Annotated in this window: 20 protein-coding genes; 15 read left to right on the top strand and 5 right to left on the bottom strand. The window is 55.9% G+C overall.

Features of this window, described 5'->3' with window-relative positions:
- Window positions 1-171 precede the first annotated feature (171 nt).
- Window positions 172-3,300, top strand: coding sequence for a DEAD/DEAH box helicase (locus G364_RS0113115; protein WP_019935605.1), 3,129 nt, complete (start codon window positions 172-174; stop codon window positions 3,298-3,300).
- Between the two features lie 175 nt (window positions 3,301-3,475).
- Here G364_RS0113115 and G364_RS0113110 read toward each other — a convergent pair whose 3' ends face one another.
- Window positions 3,476-3,967 carry a nucleoside deaminase gene (locus G364_RS0113110; RefSeq protein WP_019935604.1) on the bottom strand — a complete coding sequence of 164 codons (492 nt, stop codon included), beginning with the start codon at window positions 3,965-3,967 and terminating at the stop codon, window positions 3,476-3,478.
- Window positions 3,968-4,111: 144 nt separating this feature from the next.
- Here G364_RS0113110 and fabG point away from each other — a divergent pair, with 144 nt between their 5' ends.
- Entirely contained in the window at window positions 4,112-4,867 is a 756-nt protein-coding gene (gene fabG, locus G364_RS0113105) for a 3-oxoacyl-ACP reductase FabG (RefSeq protein ID WP_026344907.1), read from the top strand.
- A 32-nt stretch (window positions 4,868-4,899) separates the two neighbouring features.
- Here the strand turns inward: fabG and G364_RS0113100 are convergent, their stop codons facing one another.
- Together G364_RS0113100 and miaE are read right to left on the bottom strand one after the other, a co-directional pair.
- Window positions 4,900-5,982: a YkvI family membrane protein gene (locus G364_RS0113100; RefSeq protein ID WP_019935602.1), complete on the bottom strand. Its 1,083-nt coding sequence runs from the start codon at window positions 5,980-5,982 to the stop codon at window positions 4,900-4,902.
- Window positions 5,983-6,190: 208 nt separating this feature from the next.
- On the bottom strand, window positions 6,191-6,982 hold the full coding sequence (gene miaE / locus G364_RS0113095) for a tRNA isopentenyl-2-thiomethyl-A-37 hydroxylase MiaE (RefSeq protein WP_019935601.1): 792 nt from the start codon (window positions 6,980-6,982) through the stop codon (window positions 6,191-6,193).
- Between the two features lie 239 nt (window positions 6,983-7,221).
- On the opposite strand from miaE, the gene rbsD reads away from it, so the two are divergent.
- The 11 genes from rbsD to galU all read left to right on the top strand — a co-directional run bounded on the left by rbsD (window position 7,222) and on the right by galU (window position 16,231).
- Complete coding sequence (rbsD, locus tag G364_RS0113090; RefSeq protein WP_019935600.1) at window positions 7,222-7,641, top strand: D-ribose pyranase; 420 nt, start codon at window positions 7,222-7,224, stop codon at window positions 7,639-7,641.
- An 8-nt stretch (window positions 7,642-7,649) separates the two neighbouring features.
- Window positions 7,650-9,152, top strand: coding sequence for a ribose ABC transporter ATP-binding protein RbsA (gene rbsA / locus G364_RS0113085; protein WP_019935599.1), 1,503 nt, complete (start codon window positions 7,650-7,652; stop codon window positions 9,150-9,152).
- Window positions 9,149-10,114: a ribose ABC transporter permease gene (gene rbsC / locus G364_RS0113080; RefSeq protein ID WP_019935598.1), complete on the top strand. Its 966-nt coding sequence runs from the start codon at window positions 9,149-9,151 to the stop codon at window positions 10,112-10,114. Before rbsA ends, rbsC begins: the two co-directional genes overlap by 4 nt.
- Window positions 10,115-10,140: 26 nt before the next feature.
- On the top strand, window positions 10,141-11,022 hold the full coding sequence (gene rbsB, locus G364_RS0113075) for a ribose ABC transporter substrate-binding protein RbsB (protein WP_019935597.1): 882 nt from the start codon (window positions 10,141-10,143) through the stop codon (window positions 11,020-11,022).
- A gap of 13 nt (window positions 11,023-11,035) precedes the next feature.
- Entirely contained in the window at window positions 11,036-11,947 is a 912-nt protein-coding gene (gene rbsK / locus G364_RS0113070; protein WP_211212452.1) for a ribokinase, read from the top strand.
- A 3-nt stretch (window positions 11,948-11,950) separates the two neighbouring features.
- Window positions 11,951-12,955, top strand: coding sequence for a substrate-binding domain-containing protein (locus G364_RS0113065; RefSeq protein WP_019935595.1), 1,005 nt, complete (start codon window positions 11,951-11,953; stop codon window positions 12,953-12,955).
- Between the two features lie 46 nt (window positions 12,956-13,001).
- A complete protein-coding gene (locus G364_RS0113060; protein ID WP_040614647.1) occupies window positions 13,002-13,898 on the top strand; it encodes a DMT family transporter in 897 nt (298 codons plus the stop codon).
- 70 nt (window positions 13,899-13,968) lie between these two features.
- Window positions 13,969-14,508, top strand: a complete 540-nt coding sequence (locus G364_RS0113055) for a septation protein A (protein WP_019935593.1) — start codon at window positions 13,969-13,971, stop codon at window positions 14,506-14,508.
- 21 nt (window positions 14,509-14,529) lie between these two features.
- The gene (locus G364_RS0113050) at window positions 14,530-14,829 is read left to right on the top strand and encodes a YciI family protein (protein ID WP_019935592.1); all 300 of its coding nucleotides are present in this window, start codon (window positions 14,530-14,532) and stop codon (window positions 14,827-14,829) included.
- Window positions 14,830-14,936: 107 nt separating this feature from the next.
- Window positions 14,937-15,230 carry a ComEA family DNA-binding protein gene (locus tag G364_RS0113045; protein WP_019935591.1) on the top strand — a complete coding sequence of 98 codons (294 nt, stop codon included), beginning with the start codon at window positions 14,937-14,939 and terminating at the stop codon, window positions 15,228-15,230.
- 98 nt (window positions 15,231-15,328) lie between these two features.
- Window positions 15,329-16,231 carry a UTP--glucose-1-phosphate uridylyltransferase GalU gene (gene galU, locus G364_RS0113040; RefSeq protein ID WP_019935590.1) on the top strand — a complete coding sequence of 301 codons (903 nt, stop codon included), beginning with the start codon at window positions 15,329-15,331 and terminating at the stop codon, window positions 16,229-16,231.
- Here the strand turns inward: galU and G364_RS0113035 are convergent, their stop codons facing one another.
- Entirely contained in the window at window positions 16,232-17,212 is a 981-nt protein-coding gene (locus G364_RS0113035; protein ID WP_019935589.1) for a response regulator, read from the bottom strand.
- Between the two features lie 126 nt (window positions 17,213-17,338).
- Between G364_RS0113035 and G364_RS0113025 the strand changes: the two genes are divergently transcribed.
- Both G364_RS0113025 and G364_RS0113020 read left to right on the top strand, forming a co-directional pair.
- Window positions 17,339-18,022, top strand: a complete 684-nt coding sequence (locus tag G364_RS0113025) for a DnaT-like ssDNA-binding domain-containing protein (protein WP_019935588.1) — start codon at window positions 17,339-17,341, stop codon at window positions 18,020-18,022.
- Window positions 18,006-18,854, top strand: coding sequence for a DnaA ATPase domain-containing protein (locus tag G364_RS0113020; protein ID WP_019935587.1), 849 nt, complete (start codon window positions 18,006-18,008; stop codon window positions 18,852-18,854). Before G364_RS0113025 ends, G364_RS0113020 begins: the two co-directional genes overlap by 17 nt.
- Here G364_RS0113020 and G364_RS0113015 read toward each other — a convergent pair.
- Entirely contained in the window at window positions 18,851-19,090 is a 240-nt protein-coding gene (locus tag G364_RS0113015) for a hypothetical protein (protein ID WP_019935586.1), read from the bottom strand. The genes G364_RS0113020 and G364_RS0113015 overlap by 4 nt on opposite strands.
- Between the last annotated feature and the right edge of the window lie 5 nt (window positions 19,091-19,095).

The raw sequence follows: 19,095 nt of genomic DNA, 5'->3' as shown, positions 1-19,095 counted from the left end.
AACGGTGCCAGAGTTCACTCTTGGCGCCGTTTTTTAATCCCGCTCGAAGGTTGTGATGAGCGAAGCGAATCCCAACAAATTCAGCCACAAAGCAAACATTTATCCACTCTCCTCATCATTCCCAACGTGCTAACCTGGTCCGATAAAAATCAAAAATAACAAGGACACGGGATGACAACGCCATTGCTGCAAGGGCTATATGATCTGCTTACCACTCAGGACTTTACCGACACAGCCGAGGCATTAGCACAAGCCGGATTAACCATTCATGCCGAGGAACTCAATCCGGAGTTCAGTCATGAGCGGCTGGCTGATGCGCTGGCGGAGCAGCTTTCTCAATTGCTGGCCGGTATCAAAGGCAAAGACAAGATCGAGGCACAAGCCCACCTGGTTAATGATATTCTGCGCTATTCCCGCCGCCGGCTTGAAAAAAACGACGAAGCTGAGCTGCTTGCCACCCCACCTCAAGTAGTAAGGGCTCTGTATTCCACCAAGGTCCCAGACATGCCGGTCATTGGGTTATCCCAGCCCTGGTTATTTACCGCCGGTAAAGACTCTCCCGCCCTGTTTCACGAGTTACAAGCCGAGCTGGCTTCGTGCAACGGCGTCGATATTTTGATGAGCTTTATTACCGTCTCCGGTGTACGCAAAATCATAGATGTACTCAAACACATCACCAGTACCAATGCTCAGGGTCAAAGCCAGGCCAGAGTGCGCATTATCACCACCACTTACATTGGTGCCACAGAACAAAAAGCATTGGATATGCTGGCTCAACTGCCCAACTGCGCCGTGCGTGTATCCCTGGATGGCCGACGTACTCGCCTGCATGCCAAAGCCTGGATTTTTGAGCGCCACAGCGGCTTTGGCTCCGCCTATGTCGGCAGTGCCAATTTATCCAGCTCCGCGCTGATGGGCGGCCTGGAGTGGACCGTAAAATTCACCGAAAAGGGCCAAAATCAGCTGTATCAACGGGCCCAGGCCCATTTTGAAACCCTTTGGAATGATGGAGAGTTTCAGCCTTATAACCCGAATGATCACACCCACCGCCAAGAGCTCGCCAGAGCCATCAAGCGCGAGTCGGGTCGGGATTTTATTGCCACCCCTACCTTTTTCGATATTGAGCCCAAGCCCTTTCAGCAGGATATTCTGGAGCAGCTGGCCAACGAGCGAGCCCATGGCCGCATGCGTAATTTGCTGGTGGCGGCCACCGGCACCGGCAAAACCGTGATGGCGGCCTTTGATTATCGTAATCTGGCCCGCCAGCAAGGTGGCCTGCCCCGATTGTTGTTTGTCGCACACCGCAAGGAACTACTGATACAGGCCATGCGCACCTTTCGGCTGGTGTTACGCGAGCCAGAATTTGGCGATCTCTTTACCAGTGAGCATCAACCGCCGCAAGATAACCACCTGTTCGCCACTATTCAAAGTCTGAACGCGCGCAAATTAGTTTCACAGGCCAAGGCAGACCATTGGCATATGGTGATCATTGACGAATGCCACCATATTGAAGCCAACAGCTTTGAACAACTGCTAACCATCTTAAAACCCGCCTGTTTGCTGGGGCTGACCGCCACTCCGGAACGCACCGACGGCAAGAACATTCTGCGCCATTTCGATAATCGGCCCGATGGCTCTCCAGCGGCCCAGTTACGCCTGTGGCAGGCATTGGATCTGCAACTGCTGGCACCCTTTGAATATTACGCCTGCGACGATGATACCGACTACCGCAGCATTCCCTGGCAGCAGGCTAACGAGCGAAAGGAGCTGAACACGCTGCTGACCGGCAATCATGTGCGGGCCGCCGCCGTTATTCGTGCCTGGCAGCAGCTGGTGAATGACCCACGTCAGTGCAAGACCCTGGTGTTTTGCGTCAGCATTCCCCATGCTGATTTTATGGCGGATCAGTTTGAAAGAGCAGGCATTATTGCCCGTATAATTACCGGCAATAGCTCGTCACAAGAGCGACACGAACTACCCAAACAGCTCAAGAACGGCGATATTCATGCCCTGATCACCGTCGATCTCTATAACGAGGGCGTCGATTTGCCCTTTGTTGATACCCTGTTGCTGCTGCGCCCGACTCAAAGTGCCACTCTGTTTCAGCAACAAATCGGTCGTGGATTGCGACTGCATGAGGGCAAGGAAAGCTGCCTGATCCTAGATTTTGTCGGCCAACATAAACAAGGCTTTCGCTTCGACCTGCTCTACAGCGCCATTACCGGGCTCACTCGCCGAGAAGTGGTGGAAAGCGTTGATAAGGGCTTTGGTCGTCTGCCCAGCGGTTGCCACCTTCAGCTACAAAAGCAGGCCCGCGAGCATATTCTTGACAGCCTACGCCAGGCCATTAATCAGAACTGGCGTCGTCTGCAACAAGAGCTGCATGCCTATGTCAGCCTCACCAATAATCAGCAAGTGACCCTCAGCGAGTTTCTAAACGAGCAGCAACTGGAGCTGGAAGATATTTACCGCTCCGGTCAAAACAGCGGCTGGGCCAACTTAAAAAGGGATGCAGGACTGCTGGATGGCGAGCCCGACGAGCAAGAGCGATATTTCAGTCGTCGTATGGGCAGCCTGCTGCATATCGATGATGCCGAGCAATTGCAGCTGACCCGAGAGGTAGCCGAGCAAAATGCCCGCTACTCGATCTCCAATAACAGCGAACGGCAACGGCTACAAATGCTGGCCTATCAGATAGACGGCGAACATAAGCAAACCGGCTCGGCGCAAGCCTTTCTCGACCGCCTGGCACAAACCCCGGCCGCCTGCACTGAGCTGGCCGAGCTCAGCGATTATCTGGATGCCCGCACTCGCTATGCCTATTCTCCCCTGCCAGGCCTGGAACATACGCCACTAAAGCTGCATGCCGCCTACCAAAGTCGGGAAATTCTTACAGCGGTTGGCTTTCTAACCGAGCAGAAGCGCACACCTTTTCAGGCCGGCGTGCTGGCGTTAAGGGAACTAAAAACCGAACTTTTATTTGTCACTCTCGATAAAAGCACGGCGCAACATGAAGGCGTGGCCTATCACGACTACGCCATTAGCCAGCATGAGTTTCACTGGCAATCCCAGAACAGCGCCGGCCCGGATACTCCCGGCGGCAGGCGCTACCTCGAAAGCAATGAGAACGGCTGGCGCTTTCAGCTGTTTGTGCGCACCAATAAACAATCACCCTATCGTGCCTGCGGCCCGGTACGTTTTTTGCGCTACCACGGCAGCAAACCGATGAACATTTACTGGCAACTGGAGCACCCGCTGCCGGTGCGGTTGTTCAGGGAATTTAGTGTATTGAAGGGGTAAAAAAAGCGCCCTGACGGCCGCTGATGCAGGCTGGCAGCCTGCCGCTCCACTGTTCAAGCAACACCGTCACATCACGAAGCAGCAGCGGGGATTGCCGCAGCCGACCGGCACAGGGAGGTGCTTGAAGCGTGTCGGCGGAGTACAACCGCGCTGCTGCTTCGCATTACGATCGTGTTCAGTCCTTGCTCTCAATCCCAAAATACTGCCGGTGCAGCTCGCGGATTTGTTCGGCCAGCTCGGGTACCGGACCGGCCACGGGAATGTCGGGGGCCACGTCGTTAATGGTCAGCGCCTTTACCGGTGAGGCACCCTGGCCCCATTGCTCGCACCAGGCTGCAAACTGGCCGGCGGAGCTGGCAAATACAATGCGCCCAAGACCTGCCCAGGCATGAGCGGCGGAGCACATGGGGCAGTGCTCCCCTGAGGTATAAAGCGTAGCGCGGGCTCGTTCGGTTTCGCTCAGGTTTTCCGCAGCCCAGCGGGCCAGGGCAATTTCGGGGTGCCAGGTGGGCTCACAGGTATGAATGCGATTGCGGTCTTCCGCCAGTACTTTCCCCTCGGCGGATACCAGCACAGAGCCAAAGGCCATATCACCTTCACTCAGGGCCTCTTTGGCCAGCTCCACACAACGACGCAAATGGCGCAGATCCTGTTCGAATATGGTCATGCTTACCTCCTCGCAGTAATTTATGAGTCTGCTATTCAAGGTACTGAAGAAATTAAAAATTTAAAAGTCGATCAGCCTCACCCCTTTTATTTTCGGTTTATGCTTGCATGGCTGTTTATGTTTCAAACAAATCAAGGAGAGCAAATGTTTGATTTAACCGGACAGGTCGCCCTGGTCACGGGCGGAGCTAAAGGTATAGGCAGGGGGATTGCACAAGTACTGGTCAACGCTGGTGCCACCGTGGTGATCGCCGATATTGATGAGGCCGCCGGCAAGACCAGCGCCAAGAAGCTGGGTGCGCATTATTTTTATCTGGATGTATCCAACCAGGAAAGCTGCAAACAGGTTGTTGCTGCGGTTAAGCGGGACTTTGGGCAACTTGATATTCTGTGCTCCAACACCGGGATCTTTCCTCAGTGCGACCTGGCCACCATGACAGAGCAGCACTGGGATGAAATGCACAATATCAACCTCAAGGGTACTTTCTTTATGGTGCAGGCAGCACTGGAGGTGATGCGTACCCGGGGCTACGGCCGCATTGTGATCACCTCTTCCATTACCGGACCGGTAACCGGCTTTCCCGGCTGGAGTCATTATGCCGCCAGCAAGGCCGGCCAGCTGGGTTTTATGCGCAGCGCGGCGCTGGAGTGTGCCCGTGACGGTATTACCATCAATGCTGTGATGCCCGGTAATATTCTCACCGAAGGACTGCAGGCCCAGGGTGAGGACTACCTAGCGCAAATGAGGGCGGCCATTCCCTCTCATACTCTGGGCACGCCTGACGACATTGGCCATGCCGCCTGTTTTCTGGCATCAAGAGAAGCTCGGTATATTACCGGTCAAACCCTGATTGTGGATGGTGGACAGATACTCCCCGAGTCACCGGAAGCAATACAATAAAAAGGCCCGGTAAAACCGGGCCTTTTATCTGCTTATTGGGTGTCGGAGACCGGCTGCAATATTTTGTCACCGGCACGCTTCAGTCGCAGTGGCGCATAGATAAGTGCGCCCACCAGAAAGAGGCCAAGATAGCCGATTAGCGGATAGAAAAACGCCACCAGCTGAGTAAAGCCGGCAAAACTGGCCACAAAGCCCACCACCATGGTTACCATGCTGAAACGGTTTGCCGCCGGCGTACGCATTTCTACAAAACGGGCAACAAAGGCATAGAACATGCTGGCACCCGTACTGAAAATCATGCCAAACAGTACAAAGGCCATGGCCTTGGCCAGCCAGGGTGAAATGCCGTCTATAATTTTGAGCAGCGGTAACGGATAGCCTGCCACCACATCAATTTGCGAGAACATGGCCAAATGGCTGATCATGATCATCACGCCCACACCGGCTCCCCCCAGCAGACCGCCCCAGCGGGCGATACGGGCATTGGGCTCGGCACCGCCCATAACCAGTGACATGGCTGCACCCACGGCAATATTGAACGACACATAGTTCACCGCCGACACCAGCCAGTGCGGCAGAGTCGACTCAATGCCTTCGGCAATGGGGGCCAGCTCTTCAAAGCTGCGCTCCATGGTAAACAGGCTGTAAATACAGATAAGGATCAGCGCCAGCACCAAAAACGGCGTAATGCTGCCAATCAGACCCACTACCCGTTTTACATTCAGCATCAGGGTAGCCCCCATCATCAGTGTCATCAGCACACTGCCCACCACAGGTGACAAGCCAAATTGCTGATTGAGTGTGGAGCCGGCACCGGCAATCATGACCACACCCACTCCAAACAGGGTAAAGATGATAACGCCATCCACAATCACGCCCAGATAGCGGCCACTAATCTGATATACCACGGTTTTATGAGAGCGGGTTTGAGTGCGGCTGCCCAGCCAGGTGAGCATCATGCCAAGATAGGCAAACAGAGCAGTGGCTACCACGGCCGCGGCTGTTCCCAGGTAACCGAAGCTGGTGAAGTACTGCAGCACTTCCTGCCCGGAAGCAAACCCTGCTCCCACAATGATGCCAATAAATGCACTGGCGATTTTGATGATATTCCACATGATCGTCTGCCTGTCCCTTCTTTAACCAAAATACAACAACACTAATGGGCAAAAGAGTAAAACATGATTTCGCCGCACAGCAAAGCGGGCGACCTTATCAGAAGACATCTGCCAACAGTATTAAACCTTGGTCGGATACAAGGCGTTATTCAGGTACTGGTTTGCCGGCATGATTCAGAGTGTGCAGACGATAGTCTTTAACATTCGATCAGCGGCGGCCCTGTGCGCTTGAACCTGGCACACCACTGTGAAAACGAAACAGGGGATCAGGCGATTGAATCAGCGCCGCTTCCTGCTCGCCAAAAAAGGCGATTCGATCCGCTATGCATGCTCCGGCATAGTCCCGGGCCAGTGTGAGATAGTCCTGATAGTGGCGAGCTTCAGAGCGCAGCAATGACACATAAAAGCGGCTCAGCTCTTCATCCAGAAAAGGTGCCAGCCGGGCAAAACGCTCACAGGAGCGCGCTTCTATATAAGCGCCTATGATCAGGCGGTCTACAATCGCTGCCGGCTCAAAGGTTCGCACATGCGCCAGCATACCCCTGGCATAGCGAGACGCTGACAGCGTACTGTAAGGCACATGACGAGACTCCATTATCTCCAGTACCTGCTCAAAATGGTGTAGTTCTTCCTGAATTAACCGCACCATTTTTACCAGCAGGTCGTTTTTGGCCAGCTCGTCAAACACCCGGCGGTTATCCGCTGTTTGAGTTTGTTTGCCCAGCACCTCTCCCTTTTCCGGCAGCGCATCCAGTGACTTATAAAAATCCAGGTTAGGCAATAACTTGCGCTGCTCCCTGGGCAGACAATAGCGTCTCACCAGGCTGTGGGCACTCATGGCCGCTTTCATTTCACAGTTGGCATGATCCACCAGCAACACCGGTAACCGTTCCGGCTTTCGGGCTTCATCCAGCCAGGCTTTGGGGGTGGCGCAATGCAGAAAGTCATCAATGGGGGCCAGTAACTGGCTGTATTCGGCATTAACTGATCTGGCGTTCACTATGTTACCTGTTAAGTGCAATACACGGCGGCCCGCAGTGTACCAATTCACTTTTCTCAAGGCAGCCCGATACCGGATTTTTTAGTCTTCCGGCACAGCCAAAAAAATTTGATCTTGATCACATTTTTTAGCGAAACATGATTTTTCGCCTAACATTATTTTGGGTTTTACCTAAAATTCAGCCATCGAATCGTTTGCGTAACCGATTCGCCGAATAATTTCCCAGAAAAGGCCCAGTCGTGAAAAAGACCACTCTGCTGAATAGTCAGCTCTCTGCCCTGGTGGCCAGCCTTGGCCATACCGATGAAGTAACGCTGGGCGATGCCGGCCTGCCGGTGCCTGCCGATGTGCCACGCATTGATCTGGCTATCTGCCCCGGCCTGCCGGGTATTGAAGACACTCTGACGGCCCTGCTCACCGAGCTGCAGCTGGAAGCCGTGGTGCTGGCCACAGAAATAAAATCCGTCAGCCCCGAGTTGCATCAGCGTCTGTTAGCTCACATTGCCACCGCCGCCTCTGCGCAGGGTCGCGATATTACTGTGAGCTACATCAGCCATACTGAATTCAAGCAGCGCACCGGCCATAGCCGGGCAGTGGTTCGCACCGGCGAGTGCACCCCCTACGCTAACCTTATTTTGTGCGCCGGTGTCCCCTTCTGAGGAAAATTATGAATCCGATATTGTCCCTTTCCGGCATTGATAAAGCCTTTCCCGGCGTCAAGGCACTGGATCAGGCCGGTTTAAATGTTTATTCCGGTCAGGTCATGGCGCTGATGGGAGAAAACGGCGCCGGCAAGTCCACCCTGATGAAGGTGCTGACCGGTATTTATCAGGCCGACGCCGGCACCATTGAATACCGGGGCCAGCACTGTCATTTCAAGGGGCCTCGTGAGTCTCAGGAAGCAGGCATCGGCATTATTCATCAGGAGCTGAACCTGCTGCCTCACCTCACCATTGCCGAAAATATCTTTCTGGGGCGCGAGCCCACAGCAGCGTTGGGTCGAATTAACTGGCGCAAACTGTATGCCGATGCTCAGGCCCTGCTGGACCGGCTGCAAATAAAACACTCCCCCAAAACCCGGGTTGGCGATCTGAGCATCGGAGCCCAGCAAATGGTGGAAATTGCCAAAGCACTGTCGTTTAACGCCGATGTCATCATTATGGACGAGCCAACTGACGCTCTCACCGACACGGAAACCCGCGCTCTGTTTCGAGTGATTGAAGAGCTGCGTCAGGATGGCTGTGGCATTGTTTACATCTCTCACCGGCTGGCTGAAATCTTTGAAATCTGCGATCGCATTACCGTGCTGCGTGACGGCAAATGGATTGGTGAAAAAGCGGTGGCCGAAATCGATGAAGATACCTTGATTGAAATGATGGTGGGCCGCCGCCTTGACGAGCAATATCCGCGTCTGGTGCAGCCGGCCGGCAAGGAAGTACTGCGAGTGGAAAAACTCAGCGGCCCCGGCGTCAGTGACGTGAGTTTTACGCTGCATGAAGGTGAAATTGTCGGCTTTTCCGGCCTGATGGGTGCCGGCCGTACCGAGCTTGCCCGCATTCTTTATGGTGCTGTGCCCCGCACCGGCGGCCGGACCCAACTGGCCGGCCAGCCCTATCGGGCCGGCACGCCCCATCAGGGCCTGAATGCCGGTATTGCCTATATTTCCGAAGACCGCAAGGGCGATGGCCTGGTGCTGGGTTTGTCGGTACTGGCCAATATGAGCCTGTCGGCGCTGGGAGAGTTCAGTAAGGGACCACAGCTGCTGCACGGAGCCGAGCGCGAGGCAGTAGACGAGTTTATCGGTCTGTTCAATATCAAAACACCGGGCCGGGAGCAGCTGATTGGTCATCTTTCCGGAGGTAACCAGCAAAAAGTAGCCATTGCCAAGGGGCTGATGACCCATCCCCGCGTACTGATCCTGGACGAACCCACCCGAGGAGTGGATGTGGGTGCCAAAAAAGAAATTTATCAGCTTATCAATCGCTTCAAGCAACAGGGCATGGCCATTTTGCTGCTGTCGTCCGACATGCCGGAAGTACTGGGCATCAGTGATCGCATTCTGGTGATGCACGAAGGCCGTGTCACCGGTGAATTCAAGGCCGCCGAGGCCACTCAGGAACAACTGCTGGCCGCCGCCGTGGGCCAGACGCAACAAGAGGAAAAGGCATGAACTCCACTCTCAACCCCGGCCGTCGCTGGTTCAGCAAGGAATGGCTGATTGCCCAGAAGTCGCTGATTGCCCTGATCCTGCTGATTGGGGTGGTATCACTGATCAATCCGCATTTTTTCACCCTGGACAATATGCTTAATATTTTGCGCCAGACCTCGGTGAACGCCATTATTGCCGTGGGCATGACCCTGGTCATCCTGACCGCCGGCATCGATCTCAGTGTGGGCTCGGTGCTGGCCCTGTGCGGTGCATTTGCTGCCAGTATGGTGGCCATGGAACTGCCTGTTTTTGTGACGCTGCCGGCCGTGCTGCTGGCAGGTTTTGCCCTGGGGGGCGTAAGTGGTGTCATTGTTGCCAAGGGCCGGGTTCAGGCTTTTATTGCTACCCTGGTCACCATGACCCTGTTGCGCGGCATAACCATGGTGTATACCGACGGCCGCCCCATTTCCACCGGCTTCACTGATGCCGGCGATCTCTTTGCCTGGTTTGGCACCGGTTATGTATTTGGTATTCCGGTGCCGGTATGGCTGATGGCCATCACGTTTCTGGGTGCCTGGTACCTGCTTAATCACACCCGCTTTGGTCGCTATATTTATGCCGTAGGCGGTAATGAAGCGGCAGCCCGGCTGTCGGGCATTAATGTGGACAGAGTCAAAATGGGGGTTTATGCCATCTGCGGCATGCTGTCGGCGCTGGCTGCCATTATCGTCACCAGCCGGCTGTCATCGGCTCAGCCTACTGCCGGCACCTCCTATGAGCTGGACGCCATTGCTGCCGTGGTGCTGGGCGGCACCAGTCTGGCCGGTGGCCGGGGTGCCATTATGGGCACCCTGATTGGTGCACTCATTATCGGTTTTCTTAACAATGCGCTGAACCTGCTTGATGTCTCCTCCTACTATCAGATGATCGCCAAGGCATCGGTGATCCTGCTGGCGGTACTGGTCGACACCAAAAACAAGTAACTCACACACTGAAAAGGAACGTCATCATGAAAAAACTGACCACACTGCTGTCCGCCGCCCTGGTAAGCGCCACCATGACCGCCGGTGCCTACGCCCAGGATACCCTGGCGCTGGTGATCTCCACTCTTAATAATCCCTTTTTTGTGACCATGAAGGAAGGGGCGGAAAAGAAGGCAGCCGAGCTGGGTTATAACCTGATTGTGCTCGACTCCCAGAACGATCCGGCCAAAGAGCTGGCCAATGTGGAAGATCTCAATGTGCGCGGTGCCAAAGTGCTGCTGATCAACCCCACCGACTCCGATGCCGTGGCCAACGCCATTCGTCTGGCCAACCGCGCCAGCCTGCCGGTGCTGACGCTGGACCGCGCCGCCAACCGGGGGGATGTGGTCTCTCATATTGCTTCCGACAACGTGGCCGGCGGCAAAATGGCCGGTGACTTTATTGCCGGGCAAATCGGCGATAGCGCCAGAATCATTCAGCTGGAAGGCATTGCCGGCACCAGTGCCGCCCGGGAACGCGGGGCTGGCTTTGCTCAGGCCGTCAGCGAGCACAACTTTCAGCTGCTGGCCAGCCAGCCTGCCGACTTTGACCGCACCAAAGGTCTGAACGTGATGGAAAACCTGCTGACCGGTAACCCGAATGTACAGGCGGTATTCGCCCAGAATGACGAAATGGCTTTGGGTGCTCTGCGTGCGCTGCAGGCCGCCAACAAGCAAGACGTGCTGATTGTAGGCTTTGACGGCACCGAAGACGGCATCAAGGCCGTGCAGGGCGGCCGGCTGGCAGCGACCATTGCTCAGCAGCCTGGTGAAATTGGTGCCATTGCAATTGAAACCGCCGACAAAATACTGAAAGGCGATACCGTGGCCGACCATATTCCGGTGCCACTGCAGGTGATCAGCAAGTAATTCAGGAACTGATATCATGACGTTAACCGTAACCGGCAGTATTAATATCGATCATGTGATCCGCCTGCCCGAGTTTCCCCGCCCCGGGGAAACGCTCACCGGCAGTGACTATCGCATTGTGCCCGGCGGCAAAGGAGCCAACCAGGCGGTTGCTGCCGCCAGAGCGGGTGCCCGCACCCGGCTGGTGGCCTGTGTGGGCGAGGATGCCCTCGCTGCCAGCCTGATACAGGGCTTTGCTGAGGATGGCATAGACATAACGGCCATAGATACCATAACGGGTGTCAACACAGGCGTTGCCCTTATTCAGGTTAACAACAATGGTGAAAATACCATTGCCCTGGCTCCCGGTGCCAATGCCGGACTGACTCCAGCACAGCTGCAACGCCACAGCAGCGCCCTGCACTGCCGGCAACTATTGTTGCAGCTGGAAATTCCGCTGGAAACCAATCTGGCCGCAGCCAAAACCGCCCGCGACCAGGGTGCGCAGGTGATTCTTAACCCTGCCCCCGCTCAGGCACTGCCTGACGAGCTGCTGAACCTGGTAGACATCATTACCCCCAACGAAACCGAAGCCGAGCGCCTCACTGGCATAGCGGTCAGCGACGAGGCAGGTGCCGGGGCCGCCGCCAGGGCGCTGCACGACCGGGGCATTGCCACCGTGATGATTACGCTGGGGGCCCGCGGCGTCTGGCTGAGTGAGCAGGGCCATGGCCGGCGCATTCCCGGTTTTGCCGTCAAGGCTGTGGATACCACTGCCGCCGGCGATACCTTTAATGGTGCCCTGATGGCCGCGCTGCAGCAGCGGCTGCCGCTGCCCGAGGCAGTCCGCTTTGCCCAGGCCGCCGCGGCCATTTCCGTGACCCGCCCCGGCGCTCAGACCTCCATTCCTTACAAGGCCGACATCGACGCCATGCTGGAGCAGTAATTAATGGCCACCATCAAGGACGTGGCCAAACGGGCACAGGTGTCTACTTCCACTGTCAGCCACGTGCTGAATAAAACCCGTTTTGTCAGTACAGAAATCACGCAGCGGGTGCAGCAGGCCATTCATGAGCTGCACTATACGCCTTCGGCACTGGCGCGCAGTCTTAAAGTCAATCATACCCGCACACTGGGCATGCTGGTCACGTCCAGCACCAACCCGTTTTTCGCCGAAGTGGTACAGGGTGTGGAGCAGCGCTGCTATGAGCTGGGCTACAGTCTGGTGCTGTGCAACACTGGCGGTGATGTCAGCCGCCTGCAGGCCGGCCTCGATATGCTGCAGCAAAAACGGGTAGACGGCATAATAGTGATGTGTACTCAGGCAAGCCCGGATGAGAGCGCCTTTGAACATCGCGCCGGCATGCCCATGGTGATGGCAGACTGGGGGCCGGCACAACTGAATGCCGACTTAATCAAAGACTCGGGTCACGAAGGCGGCCGGCTGGCTACCGAACACTTGCTGGCACTGGGCCATCGCCACATTGGCTGCATCACTGGCCCGTCCGGTCAGCGTGCCAGTGATGAACGACTGGCCGGCTTTTATGCCGCCATGGCCGCAGCCGGCCTGGCTGTTAACCCCGACTGGGTTCAGCAGGGTGGTTTTGAGCTGGAAGGCGGTGAGCAGGCCATGGGACGTATTCTGCAGCAAGCCAACCGCCCCAGCGCCATTTTTGCCTGCAACGACATGATGGCTGCCGGTGCCCTGCGGGCGCTGGCCGATGCCGGTATCAGGGTGCCGGAACACATGTCGGTGATCGGTTATGACAATATTGAACTGGCCGGCTTTCTGGTACCCCGGCTCAGCAGCATAGAGCAGCCCAAAGCTGCCCTTGGTGCACTGGCGGTAGATACACTGCTGGAACGCATTCATCATCCCGAGGTGCCCAGACGGGTACTGCCCCTGGCACCAGCTCTGGTTGCACGGGAAAGTACTGCCAGACTGGCCATTTAATCCCCGTAGCGTTAGCCTCTGGGTTTTGCCGTTAAACTGGTGAACGATGGACGCACGACAGAAAGGATTTTTGCTCACCGCCCTTGGCGTGTTAATTATCTCTCCCGATGCCCTGCTGCTGCGGCTGATTGATATACCGCCGGAGCAGCTGGTGTTGTGGCGGGGGCTGCTGAATATCATCGGCTTCTGGCTGATTGTAGTGGCACGCTACCGCCGCCACTGGTTTCGCGCCTATCTGGCCTGTGGCAAGACCGGCCTGGGCTGCGCCTTGCTGTTTACCTTCAGTACCCTGGGCTTTGTGCTGGGCAATCATTTTACCAAGGCCGGCAATGTGCTGGTGATCCTGGCCAGCTCACCGCTGATTGCTGCCCTGCTGAGCCGGGTATTTTTAGGTGAACGACTGCCGCTGCACACCTGGCTGGCCATTATCGCCTGCCTGTTTGGCATCAGTCTGATTGTGCTGGACGATGCCGGATCCGGCTCCACCACCGGCAACCTGCTGGCACTGATGGCCGCCGTCGGGCTGGCCGGCAACCTGACTCTGGCCCGCAGTAAACCCGGCACAGACATGAGTCCCATGCTGGCGCTCAGCGGCCTGTTCACCTTTTTACTGACCTTTGCCTGGAGCGGCCGGGTCATGCTACCCGGAGCCGTTGACATGGGCTGGCTGATATTACTGTGCCTGATATTACTGCCCATTGGCTTTACGCTGATACAACGCGGGCCGCTCTATCTGCCCTCGGCGGAAGTGAGCCTGCTGATGCTGCTGGAAACCGTGTTCGGTACCCTGCTGGTGTGGCTATTCTTAAGCGAGCGGCCAGGCAACCTGGGCTTGCTGGGCGGAGCCATTGTGCTGCTGGCCATGGTAGTGAAAAGTGCTATTGATCGCCGTAAACAGCGGCAGCAAGTGCGGCAGTTTCAGACACCGGAAACGTCCTGCTGAGCGCCCTTTACTTTACCCGCTGCCGGCATGGCGGGTAAACTTGCAACACTAGCCCCAACAGGTAACAACGATGAAGCAATTTGCCGAGTTTATTCCCCTCATCATTTTTTTTGTGGTGTACAAAACCGTAGATATCTATGCCGCTACCGGTGCTCTGATGGCCGCTACCTGTGTGCAGATGCTGGTGCAGTGGGTTCGCCATAAAACCCTGGAAAAAATGCACCTTGTTACTCTGGTGCTGGTGCTGGGTTTTGGCGGCATGACGTTGTTTTTTCATGACGATGCCTTTATCAAATGGAAGGTTACGGCAGTGAACGGTTTGTTTGCCCTGGGCCTGCTGGTCAGCCGCTACGGCTTTGGCAAAAATCTCATTCAGCAGATGCTGGGCAAGGAGCTGACGCTGCCCGATGCCGTCTGGGACAAGGCAAATCTCGCCTGGGCCGGTTTTTTTGCCTTTTGTGGTGCGCTCAATGTGTATGTGGCGTTCAGTCTGCCCGAAGCCTGGTGGGTGAATTTCAAGGTGTTTGGCCTGCTTGGCATGACCCTGCTGTTTACTCTGGCCACCGTACTTTATCTTTATCGCCAGCAACCGGCACAATCCACCAAATAATACCGATTAAGGAAAAACAAAATGTGGTATGTAATTTTTAGTGAAGATAACGCCAACAGCCTGCCCCTGCGCAAGGAAGCCCGCCCCGCCCACCTGGCCCGCCTGCAGGCACTGGCAGACGAAGGCCGCCTGCTGGTGGCCGGTCCCAACCCGGCTATCGATGCAGATGACCCGGCCGATGCCGGCTTTACCGGCAGTACCGTGATTGCCGAGTTCGACTCACTGGAGGCAGCACAAACCTGGGCTGATGCCGATCCTTACGTGGCTGCTGGTGTCTATGCCAATGTGATTGTTAAACCTTTCAAGAAAGTGCTTCCCTGATTAATTTTTCATCAAAAATTTGCTTTAACCGGTCTCCTGGCCAACCCTTTAGATGCCCCTGCAGTGCGGGAGTTATCTGAATATCAATGTAAAGAAGGAGACACGGCATGAAAAAACTGCTTACCCCTGTTTTGCTGTCATTGCTGATAGCCACCGGTGCACCGGCGTTTGCCAACGAGGAAAACGCAGAAGCACAAAGTGCGGTGGTTACCAGCATTAACATCAATACTGCCAATGCCGATCAACTGGCCCAATTGTCTGGCGTCGGGCCGGCAAAGGCAGATGCCATCGTGCAGTATCGGAATGAAAACGGCCCCTTTAAATCCGTTGACGATCTGATGCAGGTAAGGGGGATTGGTGAGGCAACGGTAGAAAAAAACCGTCACTTGCTAAGCAATTAATGCGCACTCTGTATCCTCTTCTGCCCCGTTTGGCCCATGGTCGTTCGGGGCAGCTTTGGTTATGATAATCCTCCTTTTTACAAGCCACTGGTTTTTTAATGTCACATCAAGCCTCCATTCGTAAAGCCGTGATCCCCGTTGCCGGTCTGGGCACCCGCATGCTGCCCGCCACCAAGGCCATTCCCAAAGAAATGCTGCCTGTGGTCGACAAGCCGCTTATTCAGTATGTAGTGAATGAGGCCGTGCAGGCAGGCATCAAGGAAATTGTGCTGGTCACTCATGCCAGTAAAAACTCGATTGAAAACCACTTTGATACCAGTTTTGAACTGGAGGCGACGCTGGAGAAGCGGGTCAAGCGCCAGCTACTGAATGAAGTTCAGAAAATCTGTCCGCCCGATGTCACCATTATGCATGTGCGTCAGGGTGAAGCCCGCGGTCTGGGACACGCGATTTTATGCGCCAGACCACTGGTAGGCGATGCCCCCTTTGCCATTTTGCTGCCCGATGTGCTGATTGACGACGCTGCCTGTGACCTGGGCAAAGACAACCTGGCCGCCATGATCAGCGCCTTTGCCGAAACCGGCCACAGCCAGATCCTGGTAGAGCCGGTGGCACAGGAGCTGGTGGACCAGTTCGGGATTGTAGATCTGGGTGACAACAGCCTGGCTCAGGGCGAGTCTGCTCCCATTACTGCCATGGTGGAAAAGCCGGCCCGGAATGAAGCGCCGTCCAATTTATCGGTGGTGGGCCGCTATGTGCTGCCCGCCAGCATCTGGCCACTGCTGCAAAAAACCCCGCTGGGCAAAGGCGATGAGGTTCAGCTGACCGATACCATTGCCATGCTGATGGAGCGGGAGCCGGTAGATGCGCACCATATTACCGGCAAAAGCCACGACTGCGGCAGCAAGCTGGGTTATTTGATGGCCAACGTGGAATATGGCCTGCGCCACAGTGAGCTGGGTAATGACTTTAGCCGCTACCTGAAACAACTAAAGCCCTGATCATGCTTCGCGGCTGGCGGTCAGTTCAATGCGCCCGCCATGGCTGCCGCAAAGCTGCAGCTGTAATGGAAAACGACAGGGTTGCCGCCTGGGGCTGGCTCTGAACAGGGCTTGCCCCAGAGGCCCGGCATTACAGCTGCATAGCCAGTCGCATCCCGTCATGCCACCATTGGCCACCTCCACCATGTTGTTGTCAGCGTTCAGCCGCAGCAACATCAGGCTTACTCTGGCGTTAAGTCCGGCTTCATAGAGCTGCTGATTGATATATTCGAGAGTACGCGCAGGATGGTTCAACAGACTGTCTTGTCCTTGCCTGAAGCGCCGCAATGGCTCATTCAGCAAAAACGCCACCAGCACCATCAACATGGGGGTATCCGGGTGCAGCGGATCAAACTCGGCCACCAGTAACAGCAAATCCTGCTCAAGTCGCACCGACTGGGTCAGCACCCAGGGGGTGCTGTGTTTCAGACTAAGCCGCCAGCTGCCCAGCTGCCTGTCTCCTGACATGACCAGATCCCGCAACAGACGAGAGGCGGCCATGTCCTGACGCCGGAAAAAAGCCAGGTGGGAGTGAAACTCCGCCAGCTCCTGCTGAGTGCGATAACCGGAAGGCAGCAAACTGGCTGCCAGCCGGTGTTTAAGACCAATCCAGTCACTAACCGGCTTTATCAGGTAATCCACAGCCCCGGCACGCAATGCCGCTGCCACCTCGGCCATATTGCTGGCACTGGATGTCACCACAAAAGGCAAAGCAGGAAACTGCCGGCGAAAAACGCTCAGTACAGCAACAGACCGGGCGGTTTGCATCATCAGGTTACCCAGCACCAGATCAGGCGGTTTTTTCGCTGCCAGCAGCAGGGCTTCGTCAGCACTGTCAGTTTCCTGAACCTGAGCCCCCCACAACTCCAGCCATGCCAGTAATTGCCGGCGGAACAGGCTGTCGTCATCTATTAGCAAAATGTTTGAGTGTCTAATATACATGGATGGTTCCGCAGGATAGTCATACTTAAATTGAGCCTAGCTGATTTTCACCCGGCAGCAGGGCATGGCTGTATTCTGCCGGCACTTTATTGGATAATGCCCACACCATTTCAGCATTCAGGCACCATGACTCCCGCAGAATATCAGGCGCTGACCTCTTCAAAACTGTCGCACCCCGCCCGCAGCCTTTATCTGTTGTACCTCAGATATCAGGCCAGAGCCGACTTGACCCAACCGCTGGATTACCCTGAGCTGGGCCGGGCACTGGCTGTGCAGGGAAAAGGTGACTACCGCTACCGGGTTACTCCCGCTGAACTGACCGCCCTGATAGACGAGCTGCAGCAAGCCGGACTGCTGAGTCTGACGGAGCGCACTCATCCGCAGAATTATCATGGTGCCCGCTTTAGGCTGGCATTAAAAAATCTGCAAGGGCTGGCTCCCCTGCCTGCCCGTCAGTTTGCCATGTATCCCGAATGGCGGCCCGATGAACAGCTGGACAGCCTGGCCCGCTTGTGTGGTCTGCTCGACAGCCATTTTGATGAAACCGAATTGGGCGAGTTCATTGCCTACTGGCTGGGCCGGCCGGAAGTATTTGAAAATCAGCATCAGTGGATGCTGCGTTTTGTGCGCCAGCTGAAAAATCGCCGTGCCCTGCGCCGCGATCCAACGGCGCCGGTAACCGGTTATCAGCAAGCGGCGGCGCCGGCCAAAGCCGATGGCAGCCCCAGCAAACGGGCACAGGAAATGATGGAAGAGGCGCGCCGCCTGCGCGACAAGCAACAGGAGAGCCATGATGAAGAAAACACCTGAAGAAATTGCCGCCGACATGGCTGATATTGCCCGCCGTCGTCGTCAGCAGCAGCGCCCGCAAAAAGATACCAGCCCGGCCGCCGCCAAAGGTGATGTACAGCATGTGTTGCAGCAACTGCAGCAATTGCGGGCCGGCGGCAAACTGCCCCACTACGACTACGAAACACTACGCCGTCAGTATGAGCAGCAGGCCAATGCCGATGTAAAGCAGCTGCAGCAGGAAGCCAAAATACATCGCACCGAAAAACTGCTGGCCCAGGCGGACTTAAACGCCGACTGGACCTTTGACAAGATGGACGTCAATGATCCGGCGCTGGCTCATCATATTGAAACCGCCCACCATTTTATTAATGCGTTTGATCACTGGGAGCAAAAAGGGGGGACCGGTATTTTGCTGTATGGCGATTTTGGTACTGGCAAATCCACCCTGGCCGGTGCCATTGCCCATGAGCTGATCCACAAGCACCAGAAGTCAGTGATCTTTCAGCAGTGGGCGTCAGTGGTAGACCGGCTGTTTTTTGGCGTAATAGAAGATCAGGACAGCCGCAATCAGTATCGCCGCGCCCTGGAAGAAGTGGACTTGCTGGTGCTGGATGAAGTGGCTGCCAACCGCAGCCGGCTGGCAGAAAGCCAGTCCAGTTTTCTTGGGCACCTGCTGCGTCGCCGGCGCAACCTGTCAAAAAGCATTGTTATTATCAGTAATCATGATCCCCAGTCACTGCACAGAGCGGTGGGTGATTTCTGCTTTGAGGCCATTAAGGCATTTCATCCGGTAGACATTGCCCTGCGCGGCCCCAGCCGCCGGCCGGACATTGGTGACTATCACAGTTAAAGCCGCCACCACACCAGCGCCAGTAATCCCGCTCCCAGCAGCAACTTGTTGCGCAAGCGCTTCGGGCTGCTGGCCAGTCGCCAGGCCAGGCTTACTTTAGGCACCTGCTCGGCCAGTGCCAGCCAGTCTACCTGGCTGTGCTGACGGCGCTGGGCCTGCTGGGTTAACAGTTTCAGCCGCAGTGCTTCGGCCTTGAGTTGCAGCATCTGCTGCTCTTCCTGCAGGTTTCTGTGCATTTGTT

It is taken from the genome of Oceanimonas smirnovii ATCC BAA-899 (assembly GCF_000381965.1).
Classification (GTDB): Bacteria; Pseudomonadota; Gammaproteobacteria; order Enterobacterales; family Aeromonadaceae; genus Oceanimonas; species Oceanimonas smirnovii.
The sequence above is the reverse complement of the archived record's forward strand: the minus strand, read 5'-3'. Positions and strand labels throughout refer to the sequence as shown.